The 24,843-nt window shown below is 58.1% G+C and carries 19 protein-coding genes; 13 read left to right on the top strand and 6 right to left on the bottom strand.

The window, feature by feature from the left end; translation table 11 throughout:
* Positions 1-5: 5 nt before the first annotated feature.
* Both prpC and prpB read right to left on the bottom strand, forming a co-directional pair.
* Entirely contained in the window at positions 6-1,163 is a 1,158-nt protein-coding gene (prpC, locus tag LKR43_RS09035; RefSeq protein WP_227683729.1) for a 2-methylcitrate synthase, read from the bottom strand.
* A gap of 19 nt (positions 1,164-1,182) precedes the next feature.
* Complete coding sequence (gene prpB / locus LKR43_RS09030) at positions 1,183-2,088, bottom strand: methylisocitrate lyase (RefSeq protein WP_227683728.1); 906 nt, start codon at positions 2,086-2,088, stop codon at positions 1,183-1,185.
* Positions 2,089-2,340: 252 nt separating this feature from the next.
* On the opposite strand from prpB, the gene prpR reads away from it, so the two are divergent.
* Complete coding sequence (gene prpR / locus LKR43_RS09025; RefSeq protein ID WP_227683727.1) at positions 2,341-4,290, top strand: propionate catabolism operon regulatory protein PrpR; 1,950 nt, start codon at positions 2,341-2,343, stop codon at positions 4,288-4,290.
* A 38-nt stretch (positions 4,291-4,328) separates the two neighbouring features.
* The gene (locus LKR43_RS09020) at positions 4,329-5,291 is read left to right on the top strand and encodes a 3-hydroxyacyl-CoA dehydrogenase family protein (RefSeq protein WP_370632089.1); all 963 of its coding nucleotides are present in this window, start codon (positions 4,329-4,331) and stop codon (positions 5,289-5,291) included.
* 118 nt (positions 5,292-5,409) lie between these two features.
* On the opposite strand, the gene LKR43_RS09015 is transcribed toward LKR43_RS09020, so the two are convergent.
* Positions 5,410-6,399 (bottom strand): malate dehydrogenase, encoded by a 990-nt coding sequence (locus LKR43_RS09015; protein WP_227683725.1) that lies wholly within the window; start codon positions 6,397-6,399, stop codon positions 5,410-5,412.
* A gap of 304 nt (positions 6,400-6,703) precedes the next feature.
* Here LKR43_RS09015 and LKR43_RS09010 point away from each other — a divergent pair, with 304 nt between their 5' ends.
* The 7 genes from LKR43_RS09010 to LKR43_RS08980 all read left to right on the top strand — a co-directional run bounded on the left by LKR43_RS09010 (position 6,704) and on the right by LKR43_RS08980 (position 12,473).
* Positions 6,704-7,474: a GntR family transcriptional regulator gene (locus LKR43_RS09010; RefSeq protein WP_227683724.1), complete on the top strand. Its 771-nt coding sequence runs from the start codon at positions 6,704-6,706 to the stop codon at positions 7,472-7,474.
* A 96-nt stretch (positions 7,475-7,570) separates the two neighbouring features.
* The gene (gene sdhC / locus LKR43_RS09005) at positions 7,571-7,984 is read left to right on the top strand and encodes a succinate dehydrogenase, cytochrome b556 subunit (protein ID WP_227683723.1); all 414 of its coding nucleotides are present in this window, start codon (positions 7,571-7,573) and stop codon (positions 7,982-7,984) included.
* Positions 7,984-8,364: a succinate dehydrogenase, hydrophobic membrane anchor protein gene (sdhD, locus tag LKR43_RS09000; RefSeq protein WP_227683722.1), complete on the top strand. Its 381-nt coding sequence runs from the start codon at positions 7,984-7,986 to the stop codon at positions 8,362-8,364. The genes sdhC and sdhD overlap by 1 nt, the downstream gene beginning before the upstream one ends.
* Positions 8,365-8,367: 3 nt before the next feature.
* Complete coding sequence (sdhA, locus tag LKR43_RS08995) at positions 8,368-10,143, top strand: succinate dehydrogenase flavoprotein subunit (RefSeq protein ID WP_227683721.1); 1,776 nt, start codon at positions 8,368-8,370, stop codon at positions 10,141-10,143.
* Positions 10,144-10,156: 13 nt separating this feature from the next.
* On the top strand, positions 10,157-10,873 hold the full coding sequence (locus LKR43_RS08990) for a succinate dehydrogenase iron-sulfur subunit (RefSeq protein ID WP_227683720.1): 717 nt from the start codon (positions 10,157-10,159) through the stop codon (positions 10,871-10,873).
* Positions 10,874-10,888: 15 nt separating this feature from the next.
* A complete protein-coding gene (locus LKR43_RS08985; RefSeq protein WP_227683719.1) occupies positions 10,889-11,149 on the top strand; it encodes a succinate dehydrogenase assembly factor 2 in 261 nt (86 codons plus the stop codon).
* 19 nt (positions 11,150-11,168) lie between these two features.
* A complete protein-coding gene (locus LKR43_RS08980; RefSeq protein ID WP_227683718.1) occupies positions 11,169-12,473 on the top strand; it encodes a citrate synthase in 1,305 nt (434 codons plus the stop codon).
* 87 nt (positions 12,474-12,560) lie between these two features.
* Here LKR43_RS08980 and LKR43_RS08975 read toward each other — a convergent pair whose 3' ends face one another.
* Positions 12,561-13,790 (bottom strand): S9 family peptidase, encoded by a 1,230-nt coding sequence (locus tag LKR43_RS08975; protein ID WP_227683717.1) that lies wholly within the window; start codon positions 13,788-13,790, stop codon positions 12,561-12,563.
* A gap of 71 nt (positions 13,791-13,861) precedes the next feature.
* Positions 13,862-14,761, bottom strand: coding sequence for a LysR substrate-binding domain-containing protein (locus LKR43_RS08970; protein ID WP_227683716.1), 900 nt, complete (start codon positions 14,759-14,761; stop codon positions 13,862-13,864).
* 137 nt (positions 14,762-14,898) lie between these two features.
* Between LKR43_RS08970 and LKR43_RS08965 the strand changes: the two genes are divergently transcribed.
* Positions 14,899-15,666 (top strand): sulfite exporter TauE/SafE family protein, encoded by a 768-nt coding sequence (locus tag LKR43_RS08965; protein ID WP_227683715.1) that lies wholly within the window; start codon positions 14,899-14,901, stop codon positions 15,664-15,666.
* A gap of 774 nt (positions 15,667-16,440) precedes the next feature.
* Here LKR43_RS08965 and LKR43_RS08960 read toward each other — a convergent pair.
* Positions 16,441-18,738 carry an NADP-dependent malic enzyme gene (locus LKR43_RS08960; protein ID WP_227683714.1) on the bottom strand — a complete coding sequence of 766 codons (2,298 nt, stop codon included), beginning with the start codon at positions 18,736-18,738 and terminating at the stop codon, positions 16,441-16,443.
* Positions 18,739-19,059: 321 nt separating this feature from the next.
* Here LKR43_RS08960 and LKR43_RS08955 point away from each other — a divergent pair, with 321 nt between their 5' ends.
* The 3 genes from LKR43_RS08955 (at position 19,060) to lpdA (ending at position 24,776) form a co-directional block, all read left to right on the top strand.
* Complete coding sequence (locus tag LKR43_RS08955) at positions 19,060-21,930, top strand: 2-oxoglutarate dehydrogenase E1 component (RefSeq protein ID WP_227683713.1); 2,871 nt, start codon at positions 19,060-19,062, stop codon at positions 21,928-21,930.
* Between the two features lie 29 nt (positions 21,931-21,959).
* On the top strand, positions 21,960-23,168 hold the full coding sequence (odhB, locus tag LKR43_RS08950) for a 2-oxoglutarate dehydrogenase complex dihydrolipoyllysine-residue succinyltransferase (protein ID WP_227683712.1): 1,209 nt from the start codon (positions 21,960-21,962) through the stop codon (positions 23,166-23,168).
* A 180-nt stretch (positions 23,169-23,348) separates the two neighbouring features.
* On the top strand, positions 23,349-24,776 hold the full coding sequence (lpdA, locus tag LKR43_RS08945) for a dihydrolipoyl dehydrogenase (protein ID WP_227683711.1): 1,428 nt from the start codon (positions 23,349-23,351) through the stop codon (positions 24,774-24,776).
* Positions 24,777-24,843 lie beyond the last annotated feature (67 nt).

Genomic DNA, 24,843 nt, shown 5'->3' with positions numbered 1-24,843 from the left:
GCGATTTAACGTTGATCCAGGGGAACGAATTTCTGGTCTTCAGGGCCAACATAGTTGGCCGTCGGCCGGATGATCTTGTTGTCGATGCGCTGTTCGATAATGTGTGCCGACCAGCCGGCGGTACGTGCAATGACGAACAATGGCGTGAACATGGAAGTGGGAACACCCATCATGTGATACGACACCGCCGAGAACCAGTCCAGGTTGGGGAACATTTTCTTGGCGTCCCACATGACGGATTCCAGACGCTCTGCAATTTCGTACATCTTGGTGTTTTGCTGCGTTTCCGACAGCTTGCGCGCAACTTCCTTGATAACTTTGTTGCGTGGATCGGAAACGGTATAGACCGGGTGTCCGAAACCGATCACGACTTCCTTGTTCTCGACGCGGCGGCGAATGTCGGCTTCGGCTTCGTCCGGGTTCTCGTAACGCTTCTGCACTTCGAAGGCCACTTCGTTGGCGCCGCCGTGTTTGGGGCCGCGCAAGGCGCCGATACCGCCGGTGATGGCCGAGTAGATATCAGAGCCTGTGCCTGCAATGACGCGGCTGGCGAAGGTAGAGGCGTTGAACTCGTGCTCGGCGTAAAGAATCAGCGAAGTGTGCATGGCCTGCACCCATCCATCGCTGGGAGCCTTGCCGTGCAGCAGGTGCAGGAAGTGGCCGCCTATGCTGTCGTCGTCGGTTTGAACATCGATGTAGTGGCCATTGTGGCTGTAGTGATACCAATACAGCAGGGCGGAGCCCAGGCAGGCCATAAGACGATCGGCGATGTCGCGTGCATCGGGCAGGTTGTGATCGTCTTTCTCGGGCAGTACGCAACCCAGGACCGATACGGCGGTACGCATGACATCCATGGGATGGCTGGCGGCGGGCAGGGCCTCGAGGGCGCTTTGCAGCTGGGCAGGCAGGCCGCGCAGCTTGCGCAGCTTTGCCTTGTAGGCGCTCAGTTCGGCCTTGTTCGGGAACTTGCCGTGTATCAGCAAGTGGGCAATTTCCTCGAATTCGCAGGTGTCTGCGATGTCCAGGATATCGTAGCCGCGGTAGTGCAGGTCGTTGCCGCTGCGCCCCACTGTGCACAGTGCTGTGTTGCCGGCTACAACGCCGGACAGGGCAACGGATTTCTTGGCTTTAGGCTTGTTTTCTTGAGTTTCGGTATTGGCCATGTGCAGCTCCTGGAAGAGGTTATTTCGATTTGCCTTGTTGGAACAGGGCGTCTAGACGGGATTCATACTCGTGGTAGCCGATGCGATCATAGAGTTCTTCACGTGTTTGCATCATATCGACCACGTTCTTCTGATGGCCATCGCGGCGTATGGCCTCGTAAACCGACTCGGCGGCTTTGTTCATCGCGCGGAAGGCGGACAGCGGATACAGTACCATGCCGACCCCGGCCGATTCGAGTTCCTGAACGGTGAACAAAGGTGTCTTGCCGAACTCGGTGATGTTGGCCAGAACAGGAACATTGAGCGCCTTGGAAAAGCGCTCGAAAGTGGCCAGGTCATAAGAGGCCTCGGCAAAGATGCCGTCAGCACCGGCTTCCACGCATGCCGCTGCGCGATCCAGCGCAGCATCGACGCCTTCGACGGCGATGGCGTCAGTACGCGCGATGATGAAGAAGTTATCGTCGGTGCGGGCATCGACGGCGGCCTTGACGCGGTCGACCATTTCCTGGGCGGTCACGATTTCCTTGCCGGGACGATGGCCGCAGCGCTTGGCGCCAACCTGGTCCTCGATATGGCAGGCGGCGGCGCCGAATTTGATCAGGCTTTTAATGGTGCGGGCAATATTGAAGGCTGACGGACCGAAGCCGGTGTCGATGTCTACCATCAGGGGAACATCGCATACGTCGGTGATGCGGCGGATATCGGTCAGGACGTCGTCCAGGGTGTTGATGCCCAAGTCCGGCAAACCCAGGGATCCCGCGGCAACGCCGCCACCGGAGAGATAGATGGCCTTGTAGCCGGCACGCTTGGCCAGCAAGGCATGGTTGGCATTGATGGCGCCTATGATTTGCAGGGGATTTTCATCTTTCAGGGCCTGGCGAAACAGGGCGCCGGCGGATTGAACTTGGGAATGGTGATTGGACACGTCGAAACCTCTTTGATCAATGGACTGGCAATGGCTGGGCCATCGGCGTATTTTCTTATCAGCTAAAGCAATAAGCATGCCAATTGGGAATGGGTGCGCGTACGGCAGGCCGGAAGGCCTAAGTCATAGTAGCAAAAAGAAAATTCAGCGTGGTGATGTTTCAAGCCTGAGCCCGGGTAACAGACATGATGTTTCAAATATGAAATAATTATGTTTCATGTTCCGGTTTATATGAAACGTCAGAAGGCGCACATGGACTTTTTTTCTATACCCGACGGATCCCGCCTGCGGATTGCCGCCGTAGGGTTTCATGGGCTTCGCGCACTGCTCGAAGAACTGGCGCCGGCCTACAGGGCTTTGGCCGAAGTGGTCATTCTCGACAAGGCCTATGACGATGCGGTCGCCGGCATTGCCGCCCTGCGGCGGGCGGGTGGCGTGGATGCGGTGGTGTCGGCAGGCTCGAACGGAAGCTTTCTGCGGGAACATCTGGATCTGCCTGTCGTCCTGGTCAAGCCGGGCGGGTTTGATGTCATGCAGGGGCTGGCGCGGGCATCAGGCAAATCCAGCAGGCTGGCCGTGGTGACATACGGCGAAATTCCCGCCGAGCTCGGGCACTTCAACGAGCGCTTCGCCTTGTCTGTCGAACTGCGTTCCTATACAACCGAGCAAGAGGCCGAGGCCTGTGTGCAGGATCTGCTCGCTCTGGGTGTCGAGGCGGTTGTCGCTCCGGGGCTGGTGGTCGAGCTGGCCCGCTCTTATGGCATGGAAGGGGTACTGCTTTACTCTCAGGGGGCTGTGCGCGAAGCCATGGAGGATGCTATCGAGGTGGCGCGCATTGCCAGGCTTGAGGCTGCCAAGCGTGAGAAATTGCGCATCATACTGGGGCAGCTCAAGGATGGCGTCGTGGCCGTCAATTCCGATGAACGTATCGAGACGGTCAATCCGGAAATGGAGGCGATTCTGGGCGTTCCGGCCGATCAGCTGATTGGTCAGCGTCTCGGGGCGGTACGACACGAGTTGAGTCTGGCTGGGACCTTGCGCACGGGCGAGGCCGAGCTTGAGCATGTCCAGCAGGTAGCGGGCAAGACCATGGTAGTGACGCGCATGCCTATTGTCGAGCAGGGCCGGCAAACGGGTGCGGTACTGATCTGCCAGGATCCCATTGTCATCCAGCGCCTGGATCGCAGCTTGCGTTCCAGGACGCAGCCGGGCTTGCGCCTTGCCAAATACGGGCTTGAGAATCTCATAGGGCAAAGCAAGGTGATGGAGCGTCTCCGGGCGCGTGCCCAGACCTGCGCGCAAAGCAGTGCAACCGTATTGATTGTGGGCGAGAGCGGTACCGGCAAAGAGCTGCTGGCACAGGGCATACATAATGCAGGGGCCCGTCAGTCCCAGCCCTTTGTGGCGATCAACTGTGCCGCTTTCCCCGACACCCTGCTGGAAAGCGAGCTGTTCGGTTATGTGGATGGCGCGTTTACCGGATCCAGTCGTGGCGGCAAGGTGGGCCTGTTCGAAGCCGCGCACACCGGCACGATTTTTCTGGACGAGATAGGCGACATGCCCTTGTCGCTGCAAACACGGTTGCTGCGCGTGCTTCAGGAAAAGGAAGTGTTGCGCATCGGTGCGACCGAGCCTACACCGGTTGATGTGCGGGTGATTGCAGCCACGCACCGTAATCTGGAGCAGCGCGTGTTGCAGGGCGAGTTTCGTCAGGACTTGTATTACCGACTGAATATCCTGCTGGTGCATTTGCCCCCCTTAAGGGAGCGGCGCGAGGATCTGCCCCAACTGGCACGACATCTGGCCGACAGGATTGCGCTCAGGTTGAACAGCCGGCGCCCGGTCAACGACAGCTTGATCGATTTGATTGTCGACGCGGCCGAAAACCATGACTGGCCGGGCAATATTCGCGAACTTGAGAATCTGATCGAGCGTGCCATGGTATTTCACGGTGTGGAGCAGAGCGCGCCGATAGAGCTTGAGTCGCTTCACGAAATGGCACCCGAGCTGTTTGCCGCGACAAGCGCTGCGCCGCCATCCCAGGCATTGCGCAGCAGCAGGGCGCAGGCCGAGCTGGCGCAGCTGCGTGAAGTGCTGAAGGCGTGTGGCGGTAATCGTGAAATGGCGGCCGAGCGGCTGGGTATCAGTCGCACGACCCTGTGGCGCAAGCTCAGGCGTTATGCCGTGGACGCTGGCGTATGATTCCCTGATCCAACTCCAGAACAGAAAGGCAGGAATATCTGATGAAGCAAGAGCAGTGGTTGGGCGCACCGGGCGCCACGCGGGCCGTGGTTGTGGGCGGCGGCACCATGGGCGCCGACGTTGCCGTGGTGCTGTTGCGGGCCGGTTGCCGCACGGTTGTGGTGGAAACCAGGCCAGCGCAGCACGCGGTCATACGGGCCGGCATTGCCGAAAATCTGCGCGCCATAGACCGGGGCGACAATATTGACCTGCTCGAGATCGTGCAGTCCATTGACGATGTCGACTGGCAGGGCGTCGATCTGATGATTGAGTGTGTGCCCGAGGTGTTGCAGATCAAGCGTGATCTGTTCAAAACCCTGGCTGAGCGCGTGCCTGCCCATACTTTGCTGACCAGCAACAGCTCCAGCTTTCCCGTCAGCCAGATTGCCCGGGATTTACCGGGGCAGGAGCGCATGCTGGGGCTGCATTTTTTCATGCCGGCGCACATCGTGCCTTTGGTCGAGATCGTGCTGGGGCCGTCCACGGCACCCGGGGTGGCCGATGCGGTAAGTGCGTTCATGAAGCGCTGCGGGTCCGTGCCCATACTGGTACGCAAGGATGTGCCAGGATTCATCGGCAACCGCCTGCAACATGCCTTGGGCCGTGAAGCATTTTCTTTGATCCAGGAAGGGGTGGCCACAGCGGAAGACATTGATGCCGCGGTGCGATTTGGCTTCGGTTTCCGCTATCTGGCTGCCGGGCCCATTCTGCAGAAAGAGCACGCAGGCCTGGATGTGCACGCGGCCGCTGCCGCAACCATTTATCCCACCTTGTCCAATGCCGTTCAACCGCACGCGATACTGTCTGACAAACCCAAAAACGGACAGCTGGGCATGAAGACGGGGCAAGGCTTCTATGCCTGGGACGCACAGCGCATTGCGAAGGAAAAGCAGCGCTATTCCAGGGCCTTGCAGGCCAGCCTGAATATCCTGGCCGAAGACATTCCTCCGATCGAACCCTGAACGCCCGGTCCGGACCGGGCAAAGAAAAGGCCTGAGTCCGGGTTGCTCCGGATTCAGGCCTGACAGTTTTCCCGGTCAGCAGAATTTCTGGGTGACCGGGTGCCTTCGGGCTATTCGCTTATTTCAGCAGGTCTTGCACGCCGTCCCGCTCTTCGAGCAGCTCTTTCAGGGTGAAGTCCATGCGTTCGCGCGAGAATTCGTCGATTTCCAGACCTTCGACGCGGGTGTATTCACCGTTGGCGGTGGTTACGGGCACACCATAGATGATGCCTTCCGGAATGCCGTAAGAACCGTCGGAGGGCACGCCCATGGTGACCCATTTTCCGTTCGAGCCCAGGACCCAGTCGCGAACGTGGTCGATGGCCGCATTGGCAGCCGAGGCAGCCGAAGAGAGGCCGCGCGCATCGATAATGGCGGCGCCGCGCTTGCCTACGGTGGGAATGAAAGTGTCGCGATTCCAGGCGTCGTCATTGATCAGGGCGGGCAGACTTTCGCCGTTGACTGTGGCGAAGCGTGTATCGGGGTACATGGTGGGCGAGTGATTGCCCCACACGATGAGGTTCTCGATGTCGGCAACAGGTTTGCCCGATTTGGCGGACAGTTGCGACAGGGCGCGGTTGTGATCCAGGCGCAGCATGGCAGTGAAATTCTTGGCAGGCAGGTCGGGGGCCGATTTCATGGCGATGTAGGCGTTGGTGTTGGCTGGGTTGCCGACCACCAGAACCTTGACGTCGCGGCTGGCCACGTCGTTCAGCGCCTTGCCTTGTGCCGTGAAGATTTGTGCATTGACCTGCAACAGATCCTTGCGCTCCATGCCGGGGCCGCGTGGGCGGGCACCTACCAGCAATGCCACGTCGGCGTCCTTGAACGCTTCACGCGCGTCGCTGTGTGCCGTCATGCCGGCCAGCAGGGGGAAGGCGCAATCGTCAAGCTCCATCATGACGCCGCGCAGCGCCTTCTGGGCTTTTTCATCGGGGATTTCAAGCAGTTGAAGAATAACGGGCTGGTCTTTGCCGAGCATTTCGCCTGAGGCGATACGGAACAGCAGGGCGTAGCCGATTTGGCCGGCAGCGCCGGTAACGGCGACACGCATGGCGGGTTTGGACATGAACTATCTCCCGGTAGATGTTGGAAATGTAGGATGAAGAGACAACAGATAGTGTAATTCTTTTGAGGGCGGTCCATCAGCCGCAGGCGGCGGCCGGTGAGATATTGACACGCACTCTTGCTGCGAGCGAGGCGCTGCAACACAACTCATTAGCGTATCGAAAAACCGTTGTTCAGTCAAATATCTTATATCTTATATAAGACAGAAGAGTGTTAGACAGAAACGCCCAGGCGTGCGAAAATAGCGGGCGTTTTATATGTGCTTGCTTTAAGCGGTTCCTTTCGTATTCCTATAAGATTTTTTGATGTCCGACGCTCCCTCAACCGATCGTGGTCAGGTCTCAGAGCGCGCTGCCAGCAGTGCTGCTTTCAGCCCCCTGTACCAGCAGATCAAGGGCCTGCTGCTGCAGAGCCTTGATCGGGGTGACTGGAAACCGGGCGAGGCGATACCCAGCGAACTCGAACTGGCGGCCCGTTTCCAGGTCAGCCAGGGCACGGTACGCAAGGCCATCGATGAACTGGCTGCCGAGAATCTGCTGCTCCGTCGGCAAGGCAAAGGTACTTTTGTTGCGACTCACCACGAAGCCAAGGTGCGTTTCCGGTTCCTGCGCCTGACCTCCGACGATGGCAAGCAAGTGGTGTCGGGAAGCCGGATCCTCGACTGCCGGCGCGGCAAGGCGCCGTCCGATATTGCAGCCTTGCTCGAGTTGCGGGGAGCCGATGTAGCCATCAATATCCGGCGGCTGCTCTCTTTTGACCAGGTCCCCACCATTCTGGACGACATCTGGTTGCCGGCTGCGGTATTTCGCGGGCTGACCGCAGATGCGCTGGCCAGCTACAAGGGCCCGCTGTATGCATGGTTCGAGTCCGAATTTGGCGTCAGCATGCTAAGGGCCGACGAAAAGATCCGCGCAGTAAACGCGGCCACTGAACCGGCCGAATTGCTGAATGTTGAACCAGGCAGCGCCCTGCTCAAGGTAGAGCGGGTGTCTTATACCTACGGTGACCGACCCATGGAGGTGCGCAGGGGCTTATATGTGACCGAACGGTTCCACTACCGAAACAGTTTGAATTAAAAGGGTCTTTTCACCGATTTGGTACAACAGCCCTAAATCGGCGAAAATGCCAGTAGCGCTTTGCAATAAATTAATTTGTTTTAACTCGAGGCCATCATGTCCGATTCAGCTTCAAAGCCGCGTCCGCAGTTTCGCAATATCAGCGTACCGCAGATTCTGGGCTACCATCTGCCCCTGGCAGGAAAATCATCCATCATGCACCGTATCAGCGGCGCATTGTTGTTCCTCTGTATACCGCTGGTCATCCTGCCGTTGTTCGCGCTCAGCGTGGGCTCGCCGGAAAGCTTTGCGAGCATACAGTCCTGGGTGGCCAACCCCTTGTGCAAGCTGGTATTGCTGGCCCTGATCTGGGGTTATCTGCATCACTTCTGTGCCGGCATTCGTTACCTTGTTCTCGACCTGCATATCGGTAACGACAAGCATACGGCCCAAAAAACGGCCGGTGTGGTATTTGGCGTCAGCCTGGCTCTGACTCTGGTCTTTGGTCTTAAATTGTTTGGGGTGTGGTAATGGCTCAAGAACGTATTGGTGTAAAGCGCCTGGTCGTTGGCGCACATTACGGCACGCTCGACTTCATCGCACAACGGGTTACCGCCATCATCATGGCTGTTTATACCGTGGTGCTGCTGGGTGGCATTCTGTTCACCCCTGAGCTGAACTACGAAGGCTGGCGTGGCTTGTTCACGTTTACCTGCCTGGGTCTGCCTGTCGGGCAAATGCTGGCAACGCTGGCGTTCCTGTCGCTGGCCTGGCATGCCTGGATCGGCGTACGCGACATCTGGATGGACTACGTCCACCCGGTTGGTGTGCGCCTTTTCCTGCAGGTTCTGACCATTTTGTGGCTGGTCGGTGCCGTTGTTTATTTCGCAAAAATTCTCTGGAGTTTATAAGCCGTGGCTGCTGTCAAAAATTCCCTACCACGCCGCCAGTTTGATGTGGTGGTCGTTGGTGCCGGCGGGGCCGGCATGCGTTGCTCTCTGGAACTGGCGCAGGCTGGCTTGTCAGTCGCGGTCCTGACCAAAGTTTTTCCTACGCGTTCACATACCGTGGCGGCCCAGGGCGGTGTCAGTGCATCCCTTGGCAACATGAGCGAAGACAACTGGTACTGGCATATGTACGATACCGTCAAGGGTTCCGACTGGCTCGGCGACCAGGACGCTATCGAATTCATGTGCCGCGAGGCCCCCAATGCCGTCTACGAGCTCGAGCATTTCGGTATGCCTTTCGACCGTAACGCCGACGGCACAATTTATCAGCGCCCGTTTGGCGGCCACACCGCCAACTTTGGTGAAAAGCCCGTGCAGCGTGCCTGTGCCGCGGCCGACCGTACCGGTCATGCCATGCTGCACACGCTCTACCAGCGCAACGTTGCTGCGCGCACTCAGTTCTTTGTTGAATGGATGGCGCTCGATCTGCTGCGCAATGAGGCCGGCGATGTGCTGGGTGTAACCGCCCTTGAAATGGAAACCGGCGAAATCTACGTCCTGGAAGCCAAGCAAACTGTGCTGGCCACAGGCGGCGCCGGACGCATCTGGGCTGCATCGACCAACGCCTTCATCAATACCGGCGACGGTCTGGGCATGGCGGCACGTGCCGGTCTGCCCTTGCAGGATCTCGAATTCTGGCAATTCCACCCCACCGGCGTGGCCGGTGCCGGCGTGCTCATCACAGAAGGTGTGCGCGGCGAAGGTGGCATTTTGCTGAACAAAGACGGTGAGCGCTTCATGGAGCGCTATGCGCCCACGCTCAAGGATCTGGCCCCCCGCGATTTTGTATCACGCTCGATGGACCAGGAAATCAAGGAAGGTCGCGGTTGTGGTGACGGCAGCTACGTGGTGCTCAAGCTCGATCACCTGGGTGCCGAAACCATACAGAAGCGTCTGCCCTCCATTCGCGAAATTGCCATCAAGTTTGCGAACGTCGATCCCATCAAGGATCCGATTCCCGTCGTTCCGACCATTCACTACCAGATGGGTGGCGTGCCCACCAATATCCATGGTCAGGTCGTCAACTTTGCCAATGGCGAAACGACTCCGGTCAATGGTTTGTATGCCATTGGCGAGTGTGCGGCTACCTCGGTTCACGGCGCCAACCGCCTTGGCACTAATTCCTTGCTGGATCTTATCGTGTTCGGCCGTTCGGCCGGGCACCATATCGTCCAGACCCACCCCGAGCGTCAGCACGCGCATCAGCCCATACCGGAATCCAGCATCGACGCCTCGCTCGATCGCGTCAACAAGATCGAATCGCGCACTTCCGGCGAGAAAACGCAAGATGTCGCCAACGCAATGCGCATGTCGATGCAGCATCACTGCGGCGTATTCCGTACGCTTGATCTCCTGGCCAAGGGTGTGGACTCTATCGAAGAAATCGCTCAGCAAGTAGACAATATCTACTTCAAGGACAAGTCCAAGGTCTTCAACACTGCCCGTGTCGAGGCACTTGAAGTGTCCAACATGATAGAAGTGGCTCGTGCCACAACCAAGTCGGCGGCCAATCGCACCGAAAGTCGCGGCGCCCATGCGCTTAGCGACCACCCGGAACGCGATGATGAAAACTGGTTGCGCCATACCTTGTGGTACTCGGAAGGAAGCCGCCTGGAATACAAGCCGGTCACCATGAAGCCGCTTACCGTGGACAGCTTCCCGCCCAAAGCGCGGACCTTCTAAGCAGGATATTGAAATGAGCCAAAAACGTATCGTCAAATTTGAAATCTACCGCTACGATCCTGACAAGGACGAGCGTCCATACATGCAGAAGCTCGAGGTCGAGCTGCAGCCTACCGACAAAATGCTCCTCGATGCCATCATTCGCATCAAGAATGATGTCGACGACAGCCTTGCGCTGCGTCGTTCATGCCGTGAAGGTGTGTGTGGCTCCGACGCCATGAACATCAATGGCAAGAACGGCCTGGCCTGCACGACCAACCTGCTCGAGCTCAAGGAACCCATCGTGCTCAAGCCCTTGCCCGGGCTGCCGGTGGTGCGCGACCTGATTGTCGACATGACCCACTTCTTCAACCAATATCATTCGATCAAGCCGTTCCTGATCAATGACGCGCCGCCACCCGAAAAAGAGCGTCTGCAAACCCCCGAAGCCCGTGAAGAGCTCGATGGCCTGTACGAGTGCATACTTTGCGCCTGCTGCTCGACGTCCTGCCCGTCATTCTGGTGGAACCCCGACAAATTCGTGGGGCCCGCCGGCTTGCTTCAGGCCTACCGCTTTATCGCTGACAGCCGTGACGACGCGACCGGCGAGCGCCTCGATAACCTCGAAGACCCGTACCGCCTGTTCCGTTGCCACACCATCATGAACTGTGCCGATGTCTGTCCCAAGGGGTTGAACCCCTCTTTGGCCATCGGAAAGATCAAAGAGATGCTGGCGCGTCGTGCTATTTAAGGTGCAGGATTCCTGATGAGCAAGTTAACCGAGCTTGAGCGCGCACGCCTGCGTTGGCGCGCGCGTCGCGGTCTGCTTGAAAACGACCTGATCATCACCCGGTTTCTGGATGAGTACGAAACCCAGCTGACCGACACAGATGTAGCTGCCTTGTCTTTACTTTTCGAGATGGGCGATAACGAATTGCTTGATGTATTGCTGGCCAGGACATCATTGTCCGGCGTATACGATACGCCAGACATTCATAGACTGATTGAGCAAATGCAGAAGCTGTAATTTTAAAAGGAAGGTTGCGATGCAATTGTCAGATAAGAAAGCCACTCTATCGTTCTCGGATGGCTCCGCGCCGATAGAGTTTCCGGTTTATAAAGGTACGGTCGGGCCCGATGTCATCGATATCCGCAAGCTGTATGGCCAGACAGATATGTTTACCTACGATCCGGGTTTCCTCTCCACGGCTGCGTGTGAGTCGGGTATTACCTATATCGACGGTGACAAGGGCGAGCTGCTTTATCGTGGCTATCCTATCGATCAACTTGCGCAGAGTTGCGATTTCCTCGACATCTGCTACCTGATCCTGAACGGCGAGTTGCCCGACGGCAACCAGAAGCAAGAGTTCGATTCGCTGGTAACCAACCACACCATGGTGCACGAGCAACTGCGCATTTTCCTGCAAGGCTTCCGTCGCGACGCGCACCCCATGGCTGTACTGACTGGTCTGGTTGGTGCCTTGTCGGCTTTCTATCACGACTCTACCGACATCACGAATCCTCACCACCGCCACGTGTCGGCCATTCGTCTTATTGCCAAGATGCCAACCCTGGTGGCCATGGCATACAAGCATTCCCAGGGCCAGCCCTTCATCTATCCCAAGAACGACTTGTCGTATACCGGCAACTTCCTGCGCATGATGTTCGCCACGCCTTGCGAAGACTACAAGGTCAACGAAGTTGTTGAACGCGCACTGGATCGCATTTTCATCCTGCACGCCGACCACGAACAAAACGCGTCGACCTCCACCGTTCGTCTGTGCGGCTCTTCGGGCACCAACCCCTTTGCCGCCATCGCAGCAGGTGTTGCCTGCCTGTGGGGTCCGGCTCACGGTGGCGCCAACGAAGCCTGCCTGCAAATGCTCGAAGAATTGCAGGCCAACGGCGGCATCGAGAAAGTCGGCGAGTTCATGGAGAAAGTCAAGGACAAGAACTCCGGCGTACGCCTGATGGGCTTTGGCCATCGTGTTTACAAGAACTACGATCCGCGCGCCAAGCTCATGCAGGAAACCTGCAAGGAAGTGCTGGCAGCACTGGGCCTGGAAAACGATCCCTTGTTCAAGCTGGCTATGGAACTCGAACGCATTGCGCTTGAAGATCCTTATTTCGTGCAGCGCAAACTGTACCCGAACGTAGACTTCTACTCGGGCATCGTCCAGCGTGCCATCGGCATCCCCACATCGCTGTTCACGGCCATCTTCGCCTTGGCTCGTACAGTGGGCTGGATTGCTCAATGGAACGAAATGCTGTCTGACCCCGATTACAAAATTGGTCGTCCGCGTCAGCTGTATACCGGCCAGCAAAGCCGCGAAGTACCCAGCAAGCGTTAATTGCTGCAAACCTGGCCACGCAATGTGCGCCAGGCAAACGGCACCTGATCCGGCAAATGCCCGGGCCAGGTGCCTGCCCCAGGGCCCTCAGGCCCAGGTTTCGTCCAGCCAGTCCATCGATACGGCGGCCGAATAAGCCAGATTCCCTGTTTGACAGTGCCCGTCGGCACCTTCCTCGTCGGTAAACAAATGAGCGCTGACCGGTCCGGATATCTGCGCCTGAAACTGTTGATACTGGGCCAGCGGTTGCGGCCCTTCGCCGGCACCGGCAAGGGCCAGGGCAGGGCAGCGGATATCTGCCAGATGCTGGTCGGTTACGTGAAAATCCCTGAGACGCTGGTAGGTTTGCTTGAAGCTGTCGCAGCCAAAGCGCAACATGAGGTTTTGTGTCATTTCGCGTGTTTGCGGCGGCATGACATCGGCGGGAATATGTTCGATATCGATCAGCAGAAAATCGTCTTTGTCTGCCATTTTGGCGGGATCAAAACCAACGAAGGCTGCCATGTAGGCATGCAGATCCACGATAGGCGAGTTGGCGATCAATGCTTTTATGCGAGCGTCGTGCGCCGCCATTCTGGTGGCAAAATAGCCGCCGAAGCTGATGCCCATGAGTGCCACGTGCTCGGGGCTGGTATCGGGACGGGCCAGAAGGTAGTCCAGCGCCGTGGCAGCGACTTTTTCGTATTCGGGGATGAAATGCAGCTTGGGATAAAAGCGCATGGTGTCCATTTGCCCGGGGCCGGCGAACAGCATCAGTTGATAGCCGCGCTCTAGTGCAGCCCGACCATATGCAATATAGGTTTCTTCCAGCGTACCGTCGTAGCCGCTGATGATCATCAGCGTTTTCAGCGCGCTGCGCGGGGTTGATGAGGGCCGGATCAGGTAAGCGGGCAGGGGAGTTTGATCAAAAGGCAGCTCGACCACATCGATGGCATGGTCCTGCAGCCCCATCGCGGCAAGAAAGCAGGACCTGCTTTTAAGGCCGTATTCGGTATGTTTGGGATCGGTCAGGCGGGTGTAGTATTCGGCAGCGCGGTAGCTGTTGCTGGCCACCAGGTATTGATCGTATGCGCTGACGGCGTGGCCGCGAGCGGCGCGCCGCTGTGCATCGTCTTCCTGGCGTTGGGCGGCTGCGGCGAAGGCCGTAACCCAGGATTCGGGTACACCGTTTTCGATGTTTCGCACCAGGGCCAGGCATTCACCGACGGAAGCGCCGCCGTACCGGGATGCGCCCAGCTGGCGCATTAGCTGAAAATCCATTTCAGGGTTGGCGAATCCGGCTACCCGGGTGCGTCCGCGTTCAAGGCTGCTTCCCATGGGTTCTCCTTGAGTGGTTGCTGCGGCCTATGGAAGATCGAGCGCTTCAAGTATAGCGACTCAAGGACAGGCTAGCGCTGTGGGACAGCGTTGTCCAGAATGTAGATCATCATTTTTCTGACGTAAACGGGCAGGTCGCCCGATGAGCGTACGCATAGCATCAGGTCGCGACTGGCCCAGGCGTCGCTCAGCGCTATTCGTTTGATGCCCGCCGCTCTGCTGCAGCGCACAGCGGTTGCCTTGGGGACTATGGCAATCCCTATGTTCTGACCGACCATCTGGCAGACTGCGTCCAGGCTGCGCAGCCGTACCCGATAACGCAGGCGCTTTCCGGCCCTGCGGGCGTGATGCGTTATGTGTTCCTGTAGTGCGCTGCCTTCGCTCAAGCCTATGAAGTCGTGGTGGGCCACTTCTGCCAGGCTGACTGAATGAAGTTGTGCCAGCTCGTGATGGCGCGGCACAATCAACGATAGCGGGTCGTGGCGGAACATATGGGTTTCCAGGCCATCCAGGGCAACCGAGTCGGCCACGATGCCGATGTCGAATGTCCCTGAGCGTAGTGCGTCGGCGATGTCATAGCTCGTTCTTTCTTCCAGGTCGATGGATATCTGGGGGTGCCTGGCCAGGAAGTCGCCAAGAATGCCGGGCAGGTGCTCGCTGAGTGCGGCGGTATTGCAGAGCAGGCGCACATGCCCCTTCAGGCCCCGGCCATACAGGTCGAGTTCGCCGCGCATATGATCGATCTGGTGCAGGACGGCACGTGCATGGTGCAGCAGCGTACGTCCGGCCGCTGTAACTTGTACGCCGCGCCGGCCGCGCAGCAGCAGCGGGACACCTACCTCTGCTTCCATGCCTTTGACACGTTCGCTTGCCGAGGCCAACGTCATATGTGAACGCTGGGCGCCGTCGGTAATGGTGCCTGCTTCGTGAATATTCAGGAACAGGCGTAGATCGGTCAGGTCGAAACGCATGAAAAAATCTTAGCACGTGTTCAAGGATAAGGCTCAGGCCAGGCCATAGGCTGGCTTAGATAAAGCCGCATTTTCCGGTTGTTGCACAGCTGTCAGAATACGGTCATGGCCCAACTTCATGTTTTCCGGAATTGTCGATGATATTGACTGAACTGTTCGATGGCTACACGCCGGCGCTGGTCTTGCTGGTGAGCATGGTGTTTTTGCTCGCCGGCGTTGTGAAGGGGGTGGTGGGGCTGGGTCTGCCGACTATTTCCATGGCGCTGCTGTCTATCTTCATGGCCCCGGCTCATGCCGCCGCCTTGCTGGTGATTCCGTCGCTGGTGACCAATGTCTGGCAAACCCGGCCGTTCTCAAGTCTTATGCCTTTGTTGCAACGGATAGGCGGCATGCAGGCGGGGGTGGTTGCCGGTACGCTGGCCGGTGCGGTGGTACTGGGCGCACCGGCTGGTGCCTGGGCGGCGATGTCTTTGGGGGTGGCGCTGTTGGCCTATTCGGCCTGGGCGATGTTCGGCCGGCCATTTACTGTGCCCGCGCAGACGGAAAGGTGGCTGGGGCCGATTGTGGGTGCGCTGACTGGCTTTATTACGGCGGCAACGGGTGTTTTCGTGGTGCCGGCGGTGCCTTATCTGCAGTCGCTGGGGCTGGCGCGCGATGAGCTGATCCAGGCGATGGGGGTGTCTTTCACTGTGTCGACGGTGGCTTTGGCGGCGGGGCTTTGGCTGAATGACAGTTATTCGTTTGGTACGGCAGGCGCGTCCCTGTTCATGCTGGCGCCGGCGTTGGCAGGTATGGCGGCAGGCACGCGTCTGCGCCATTCGCTGGCGCCGTCTGTATTCCGGCGTTGCTTTTTGGTCAGTCTGGCTGTGGTGGGGGTTTATTTGTTTGCCAAGGGGTGGCTGTAGGTTGGCCGCTGCGCTTTTGATTTGTGACAGTGATTTTGATATTACCCACGTTCTAAATAAAGGCATATGTGGCTGGGGCCACTCCGGCTTCACGCGCCACGACCCCGGCTGCGCCGGGGTTTCCCGTTCAATTCACGCTGCCCGGAGCGATCGCAGAACTCGCGCCGTCGGGCCGGTGGCCCGAAAGCCGGCGCTCGAACAGCTGCGATCTTGCCTCTCCGGTCAGCGCGAATTGAACGGCGTGCGCGAGGCGCCTACGCAGCCCCAGCCACACATGCCTTTTTAGAATGGCGAATATCCGAAGGGCCATCGCCACGGCTGGCGCTGTGCCGTGAATCCGTAAACAGCGTCACACGCCAACCAACTGCCCCACAAAAAGTACCGTTGACCGGCTGGTGCTTCATGGTGTGGTGTGGGTGTCTGGGCCGGGCTGGGCGACGTTTGAGCAAGCCGCAGCGGGTGTCAGGCGGCGGGGCGCAAGAGGGCCTGCTGTTTGAGTCATCCATCAGCCCACAGGCGGCTGATGGATGGCGAGTTCAGGCCCGACCCCGCCGAATGGCGCCTGCAAGGGTACCCCCGCAGGGGGCGCAGCTATCGGAGCACAGTTCGGCCCAGACACCCACACCATGCAAGCAACCAGTCAAGGGTACGAACATAGCGACCGCGTCGCAATAAACCTGTTAACGGTACAAAGACAGCGACTGAGTCGCAAGCAACCAGTCAACGGTACAAAAATAGCGACCGCGCCAACAGAAACCGTAAACGGTGCAGCAATCAGAGCTGAACCTGGCCGGCCTCCTGTTGCGCATCCACTACCGCCAGCGCCGTCATGTTCACGATCCGGCGCACCGTGGAGCTGGTGGTCAGAATGTGCACCGGCCGCGCCGCACCCAACAGCACCGGGCCCATCGCTACCCCGTTACTGCCCGTCATCTTCAGCATGTTGTACGTAATGTTTCCCGTATCCAGATTCGGCGTGATCAGCAAATTGGCCGGCCCCTTCAGCGTCGAGTCCGGGAAAGACTTCAGGCGGATTTTCTCGGACAGTGCCGAATCGGCATGCATCTCGCCGTCGACCTCCAGGTCGGGTGCGCGCTCGCCAATAATACGGCGCGCCTCGGCCATTTTGCGTGACGAGGCAGACGAACGGCTGCCGAAGTTCGAGTGCGACAGCAGCGCCACCTTGGGCACCACACCGAAACGCAGAACCTCTTGCGCGGCCTGTATCGTCATGTCGGCAATTTGCTCGGCAGTTGGATCCTCGTTCACATGCGTGTCGCAAATAAAGAGCGTCTGGGTCGGCAGCATCAGCACGTTCATGGCCGCGTAAGTCTTCACGCCGTCTTTCAGGCCTATGACTTCGTCCACATAACGAAGCTGATTATCGAAGCGGCTGCTGACTCCGCAAATCATGGCATCGGCATCGCCGCGCTGCAGCAGCATCACGCCGATCAGCGAGTTGTGCTTGCGGACCATGGCCTTGGCGATGTCCGGGGTAACTCCATTGCGACCTTTCATCTTGTAATAGGCCGTCCAGGTTTCGTTGAAGCGCGCATCGTCTTCCGGGTCAACGACCTCGAAGTCCTTGCCCGCTTCCAGACGCAGGCCGAATTTCTTGATGCGCATATCGATAACGGCGGGACGTCCCACCAGTATCGGATGAGCAAATCTTTCGTCTACCACGGTCTGTGCGGCGCGCAATACCCGTTCGTCTTCACCGTCCGCGTAAATGACGCGTTTGGGTGCGCTCTTGGCCTGCATGAACAGGGGCCGCATTAATTGGCCTGTGTGATAAACCAGGCTCATGAGTTTCTGCCGATAAGCTTCCAGGTCGGCAATAGGGCGCCTGGCCACGCCAGAAGTGGCTGCTGCTTCGGCGACTGCCGGTGCAATCTTGACGATCAGGCGTGGATCGAAAGGCTTGGGAATGATGTAGTCAGGGCCAAAGGCAAGCTCTTGACCAGCATAGGCCATGGCTACTTCGTCGTTTTGCTCGGCTTCGGCGAGTTCGGCAATGGCCTTTACGCAGGCCAGCTTCATTTCCTCGTTGATCACCGTTGCGCCAGCGTCCATGGCACCGCGGAAAATGAAGGGGAAGCACAAAACGTTGTTGACCTGGTTGGGATAGTCGGAGCGGCCGGTCGCGATGATGCAATCGGGCCTTGCCTCCTTGGCCACTTCCGGCCGGATTTCAGGTTCCGGGTTGGCCAATGCCAGGATCAAGGGTTGGCGTGCCATGGTCTTGACCATATCGGCAGTCAATACTCCGGGTGCCGAACATCCCAGGAATACATCGGCATCCCGGCAGACGTCGGCCAGTGTGCGTGCGTCAGTGTCCTGGGCATAGCGGGCCTTGTTGGGCTCCATGCCTTCTTCGCGCCCGGTGCTGATGACGCCGCGCGAGTCGACGACATAAATATTCGAACGTTTCACACCCAGATGTACGAGCAGGTCCAGGCAGGCGATGGCGGCTGCGCCTGCACCCGAGCACACCAGCTTGACCTCATCGATTTTCTTGTTGACCACTTTAAGGCCGTTCAGGATGGCGGCGGAGGAAATGATGGCGGTGCCATGCTGATCGTCGTGAAAGACAGGAATCTTCATGCGCTCGCGCAGCTTCTTCTCAATATAGAAGCACTCGGGTGCCTTGATGTCTTCCAGATTGACGCCGCCCAGTGTGGGCTCGAGTGCTGCAATGATCTCGACCAGCTTGTCAGGATCGGTTTCCGCCAATTCGATATCGAACACGTCGATGCCGGCAAATTTCTTGAACAGGCAACCCTTGCCTTCCATAACGGGCTTTGCGGCCAGGGGGCCGATATTGCCCAGGCCCAGAACGGCAGTGCCGTTGGTGATGACGCCCACCAGATTCGAGCGCGAGGTATACATGGCCGCCGCGTCTTCACCCTCGGCGTGTATGTTCATGCATGCGAAAGCGACGCCGGGAGAATAGGCCAGCGACAAATCGTCCTGATTGGCCAGGGGTTTGGTCGGCATGACTGATATCTTTCCCGGAACGGGTGATGCATGATAATCAAGGGCCAATTTGGCGAAATCAGATTTGGCGTCCATGGGGCGTGCTCCTGCTTTAAAGATGAAATGCGAAAAACCGAAAGGCGAGAATTTAGCTGCTCAATGCGCTTTAGGGTGAAGAATATCGCGATTCGGCCCAAGTTGTTTGATAATGCCAACGCTTTCTTGAATTTGGGCCGCATTTCCCGTGCTGCGGTTTATCCGGGGTGGCTTCACAGGTATACTAGTCGGAATACGGCTTATTAAGGCGTCGTACTGTTGCCTTCTGCCCCGCTATCCGCTAAACGGTCTGGCCGTGTCGCGGAAGGTTGTTCCCTGCATCAATCGCGAGTGAGACACTCGAATAGGTGAAGCGCATATATGTCATCGGAAATAGAACTTTTATCCAATTCTTACCTGTTTGGTAGTAACGCCCCTTACGTCGAGGAACTCTACGAGTCCTACCTTGACAACCCCGGATCCGTTCCGGAAGAATGGCGGGCATATTTTGATCAGCTGCAGCATTCGCCAGCCCCCGACGGCACTGAAGGCACGCGCGATCAGGCCCACGCACCGGTCATTGAATCGTTTGCCCAGCGTGCCAAGGCCAATGCCTTCATCGTACACGCAACCAAGCCCGACCTGACAGTCGCGGGCAAACAAGTCTATGTGCAGTCCATCATCGCTGCCTATCGTTCCCTGGGTGCGCGTATTGCCAATCTTGATCCGCTCAAGCGTCAGGATCGCCCCAGCATTCCCGAGCTCGATCCCGGCTTCTACGGCCTGACCGAAGCTGACCTGGACCAGGTCTATTCGGCTACCAATACGTATTTCACCAAAGCCGACACCATGACCATGCGCGACATGCTCAAGGCTCTGCGTGATACCTATTGCCGCAACGTCGGCGCCGAGTTCATGCACATCTCCGATCCGGCCGCCAAGCGCTGGATCCAGGAGCGCCTCGAGTCCACCGTCGGCGTCCCGTCCTTTTCGTCGGATCGCAAACGCCACATCCTGCAGCAGGTAACCGAGGCTGAAGGTCTCGAGCGTTTCCTGCATACCAAATATGTTGGCCAGAAGCGTTTTTCGCTCGAAGGCGGCGAAAGCTTTATTGCCTCGATGGACGAAGTCGTCGGCCATGCCGGCGAGAACGGCATCCAGGAAATCGTGGTAGGCATGGCCCACCGCGGACGCCTGAACATGCTGGTCAACATCATGGGCAAGATGCCCGGTGATCTGTTCGCAGAGTTCGAAGGCAAGCATGCCGAAGGCCTGACCGACGGCGACGTCAAATACCACAACGGTTTCTCCAGCGACCTCTCCACCCGTGGCGGTCCTGTGCACCTTTCGCTGGCATTCAACCCGTCCCACCTTGAAATCGTCAACCCTGTGGTCGAAGGCAGCGTACGTGCGCGCCAGGATCGCCGTGGTGATGACGAAGGCTCGCAAGTGCTGCCCGTGCTGGTGCACGGCGACGCCGCCTTCGCAGGCCAGGGCGTGGTCATGGAAACCCTTAACCTGGCGCAAACGCGTGGTTACGGTACCGGCGGCACGCTGCATATCGTCATTAACAACCAGATCGGCTTTACTACGTCCGATCCGCGCGATACCCGCTCAACCCTGTACTGCACCGACGTCGTCAAGATGATCGAAGCACCGGTATTCCACGTTAATGGCGATGATCCGGAAGCCGTGGTGTATGCCACTCAGCTGGCGCTCGACTACCGCATGCAGTTCCACCACGACGTCGTGGTCGATATCGTCTGCTTCCGCAAGTTGGGCCACAACGAACAAGATACCCCGTCGCTGACGCAGCCCCTGATGTACAAAAGCATCGGCAAGCATCCCGGCACCCGCAAGGTGTATGCCGACAAGCTGGTTGCCCAGGGCATATTGGCCGAAGACGAACCCGATCAAATGGTCAAGGCCTATCGTCAGCTCATGGAAGACGGTCAACGCACCATCGAACCTGTCTTGACCGACTACAAGAACAAGTACGCTACCGACTGGTCTCCGTTCCTGGGCGCCAAATGGACTGACCAGGCTGATACCGGCGTGCCGCTGGCCGACCTCACCCGCATCGGTGAAAAAATCACGACGGTACCGGAAGACTTCACGGTACATCCGCTGGTCAACAAACTGCTCAACGACCGTCGCAATATGGCGCGTGGCGAGCAGAACCTCGACTGGGGTATGGGCGAGCACCTGGCTTTTGCCACGCTGGTGGCCGCAGGCTACACCATCCGCATCACGGGGCAAGACTCGGGCCGCGGTACATTTACCCATCGTCACGCCGTGTTGCACGATCAGAAGCGCGAGCGCTGGAATGACGGCACCTATATTCCGCTGCAGAACGTTGCCGAGAACCAGGCGCCGTTCACCGTCATCGATTCGGTCTTGTCCGAAGAAGCTGTGCTGGCCTTCGAATACGGCTACGCCACTGCCGAACCCAATACGCTGACCATCTGGGAAGCGCAGTTCGGTGACTTCGTCAATGGAGCGCAAGTGGTTATCGACCAGTTCATCGCGTCGGGCGAAGCAAAATGGGGTCGTCAGTGCGGCCTGACCATGATGCTTCCGCATGGCTACGAAGGGCAGGGTCCCGAGCACTCTTCGGCCCGTATCGAGCGCTTCCTGCAGCTTTGCGCCGACAACAACATCCAGGTTGTGCAGCCCACCAATGGTGCGCAGATATTCCACGTCCTGCGTCGTCAGATGATCCGTCCTTTCCGCAAGCCACTGGTCATTCTCACGCCCAAGTCGCTGCTGCGCAACAAAGACGCTACTTCGCCCTTGGCTGACCTGGCCAACAGCCAGTTCCTGCCTGTTATCGGCGAGCAAGACGACAGCATTGATGCCGCCGGCGTCAAGCGAGTCCTGGTATGCTCGGGCAAGGTTTACTACGACCTGGTCAACGCCCGCAAGGAATCCGAGCGCTCCGACGTAGCCATATTGCGCGTCGAGCAGCTGTATCCTTTTGCGCACAAATCGTTCCAGGCCGAGCTGCAGAAGTATCCCAACGCCAAGGAAATTGTCTGGACCCAGGACGAACCCCAGAACCAGGGTCCCTGGTTCTACATCCAGCACCACTTGTACGAAAATATGGCGGAAGGCCAGCGTTTGGGTTATGCAGGGCGTCCGGCATCGGCGTCGCCCGCAGTCGGCTATCTGGCCAAGCACCAGGAGCAGCAGCGCAATCTGCTTGAACAGGCTTTCGCGCCCAAATTCAAAAGCTTCATGCTGACGAAATAACATATACCTCACACAACGGAATACATATTATGGCTATTACTGACGTTCTCGTACCCCAGCTTTCCGAGTCGATTTCCGAAGCTACGCTGCTTACCTGGAAAAAACAGCCCGGAGAAGCCGTCGAAGCCGACGAAATCCTGATCGAGGTAGAAACAGACAAGGTTGTCCTCGAAGTGCCTGCGCCTGCGTCCGGTGTCCTGAAGGAAATCGTCAAGGGTGACGGCAGCACCGTGGTTGCCGAAGAAGTCCTGGCTCGTATCGATACCGAAGGCAAGGCTGCCGCACCTGCCGCCGCTGCGCCTGCCGAGGCCGCTCCGGCCGCAGCGCCTGCTGCGACAAGCAGCGCATCGTCGGCTTCGGCCGTCGCATCGCCCGCTGCCAACAAGATCCTGGCTGAAAAGGGTGTCGATCCCGCTTCTGTCGAAGGCACCGGCCGTGGTGGTCGCATCACCAAGGGTGATGCGATGCAGGCGGGTAGTGCACCTGCAGCAGCCAAGCCGGCTGCTCCGGTAGCGCCTGCTTCGCTGTCGCTCGACGGTCGCCCCGAGCAGCGCGTGCCAATGAGCCGCCTGCGTGCCCGTGTTGCCGAGCGCCTGCTGCAGTCGCAGTCCGACAACGCCATCCTGACTACGTTCAACGAAGTCAACATGCAGGGCATACTTGATCTGCGTAAAAAATACAAAGATCAATTCGAGAAAGAGCATGGCGTCAAGCTGGGCTTTACCTCCTTCTTCGTCAAGGCGGCTGTTGCCGCCCTTAAGAAGTACCCTGTTGTTAACGCCTCGGTCGACGGCAAAGACATCATCTACCACGGCTACTTCGATATCGGTATCGCCGTAGGCAGCCCACGCGGTCTGGTGGTGCCCATCCTGCGCAATGCTGATCAACTCTCCATTGCCGAGATCGAAAAGCAGATCGCCGACTTTGGCGCGCGTGCCCGCGACGGCAAGCTGGGTCTTGAAGAGCTCACCGGCGGCACATTCTCCATTTCCAATGGTGGTGTGTTCGGTTCCATGCTTTCTACCCCCATCATCAACCCTCCGCAGTCTGCGATTCTTGGCATTCATGCCACCAAAGAGCGCCCAGTGGTTGAAAATGGCCAGATCGTCATCCGACCCATCAACTTCCTCGCTTTGTCATACGATCACCGTATCATCGATGGTCGCGAAGCTGTACTGGCCCTGGTTGCCATGAAGGAAGCGCTTGAAGACCCACAACGCCTGTTGCTGGACGTCTAAAAATGCTGGTCAAGGTGTAGAACAAGTCTGGGCAAGCTGTTCGCTGATGCGGAGAGCTTGCCCGGATTTTTTGAGCGCCTTTTCTGTTGTTACGGAAGCGTGTCGCAGGCTTTGCCGCTTCCTTCCGGAGTGCAGGCGGTTACGTGCCTGCATCAACACACTATTCAATCGAGAAAGAACATGGCTAAACAATTTGACGTTGTTGTTATCGGCGCGGGTCCTGGTGGATACATCGCCGCCATTCGTGCAGCACAATTGGGTATGAGCGTGGCATGTATTGATGCCTGGACTTCTGCCGACGGCAAGCCCGCACCTGGCGGCACCTGCACCAACGTGGGCTGCATTCCTTCGAAAGCATTGCTGCAGTCATCCGAGCATTTCGAGCAGGCAAATCATCACTTTGCCGAGCACGGCATCGAAGTCAAGGGCGTCAGCCTGAAGCTCGACAAACTGGTCGGTCGCAAAGACACGGTGGTCAAGCAGAACAATGACGGGATTCTGTATTTGTTCAAGAAGAACAAGGTCACCTTTTTTCACGGAACCGGCTCGTTTGTAGCCCATGTTGACGGTGGCTGGTCCATCAAGGTTTCGGGCACGACCGAGGAAGATCTTGTTGCCAAGCACGTTGTCATTGCCACGGGTTCCGCACCGCGTGCATTGCCAGGTCTGCCCTTTGATGAAACCCAGGTCCTTTCCAACGACGGCGCACTGCGCATCCCGGCTGTACCCAAGAAACTCGGCGTTATCGGTGCAGGCGTGATTGGCCTTGAGCTTGGCAGCGTATGGCGCCGTCTGGGTGCTGAAGTCACGATTCTTGAAGCCATGCCTGAGTTCCTGGCCGTGGCCGACCAGCAGGTTGCCAAAGAAGCGCAAAAGGCACTTGTCAAGCAAGGTCTGGTTATCCAGACCGGTGTCAAGATCGGTGAAGTGAAGTCCACGACCAAGTCCGTCACAGTGCCTTATACCGATGCTGCCGGTGCCGAGCACAAGCTGGTGGTCGACAAGCTCATCGTCTCGATTGGCCGTGTGCCTCATGTAGATGGCCTGGGCGTCGATACTGTGGGCCTGAAGCGCGATGAGCGCGGCTTTATCGTTGTCGATGACGACTGCAAGACCAATCTGCCCAACGTCTGGGCGGTGGGTGATGTGGTGCGCGGCCCCATGCTGGCACACAAGGCCGAAGAAGAGGGCGTTGCCGTTGCAGAGCGTATTGCAGGCCAGCATGGTCACGTCAATTTCGCCACGATTCCCTCGGTCATTTACACATCCCCGGAAATTGCCTGGGTGGGCAAGAACGAGCAGCAGCTCAAGACTGAAGGGCGTGATTACAAGGCAGGCAGTTTCCCGTTCATGGCCAACGGCCGTGCCCGGGCATTGGGCGACACTACCGGTTTCGTCAAGATCCTGGCCGATGCCAAAACTGACGAGGTTCTTGGCGTGCATATCATCGGGCCCATGGCATCCGAGCTGATTTCTGAAGCTGTCACCATCATGGAATTCCGTGGTGCGGCCGAAGACATCGCACGCATCTGCCACGCGCACCCGACGCTGTCGGAAGCCGTGAAAGAAGCTGCCCTGGCAGTCGACAAGCGCACTCTGAATTTCTGATCCTTGTTTTTTAAATAAGCAATCAAGAGCGGGCGGCCAGGAGTCGCCCACTCTTTTTTCTGGCCCG

Source organism: Pusillimonas sp. MFBS29 (genome assembly GCF_020687695.1).
Classification (GTDB): domain Bacteria; phylum Pseudomonadota; class Gammaproteobacteria; order Burkholderiales; family Burkholderiaceae_B; genus Pusillimonas_C.
The sequence above is the reverse complement of the archived record's forward strand: the minus strand, read 5'-3'. Positions and strand labels throughout refer to the sequence as shown.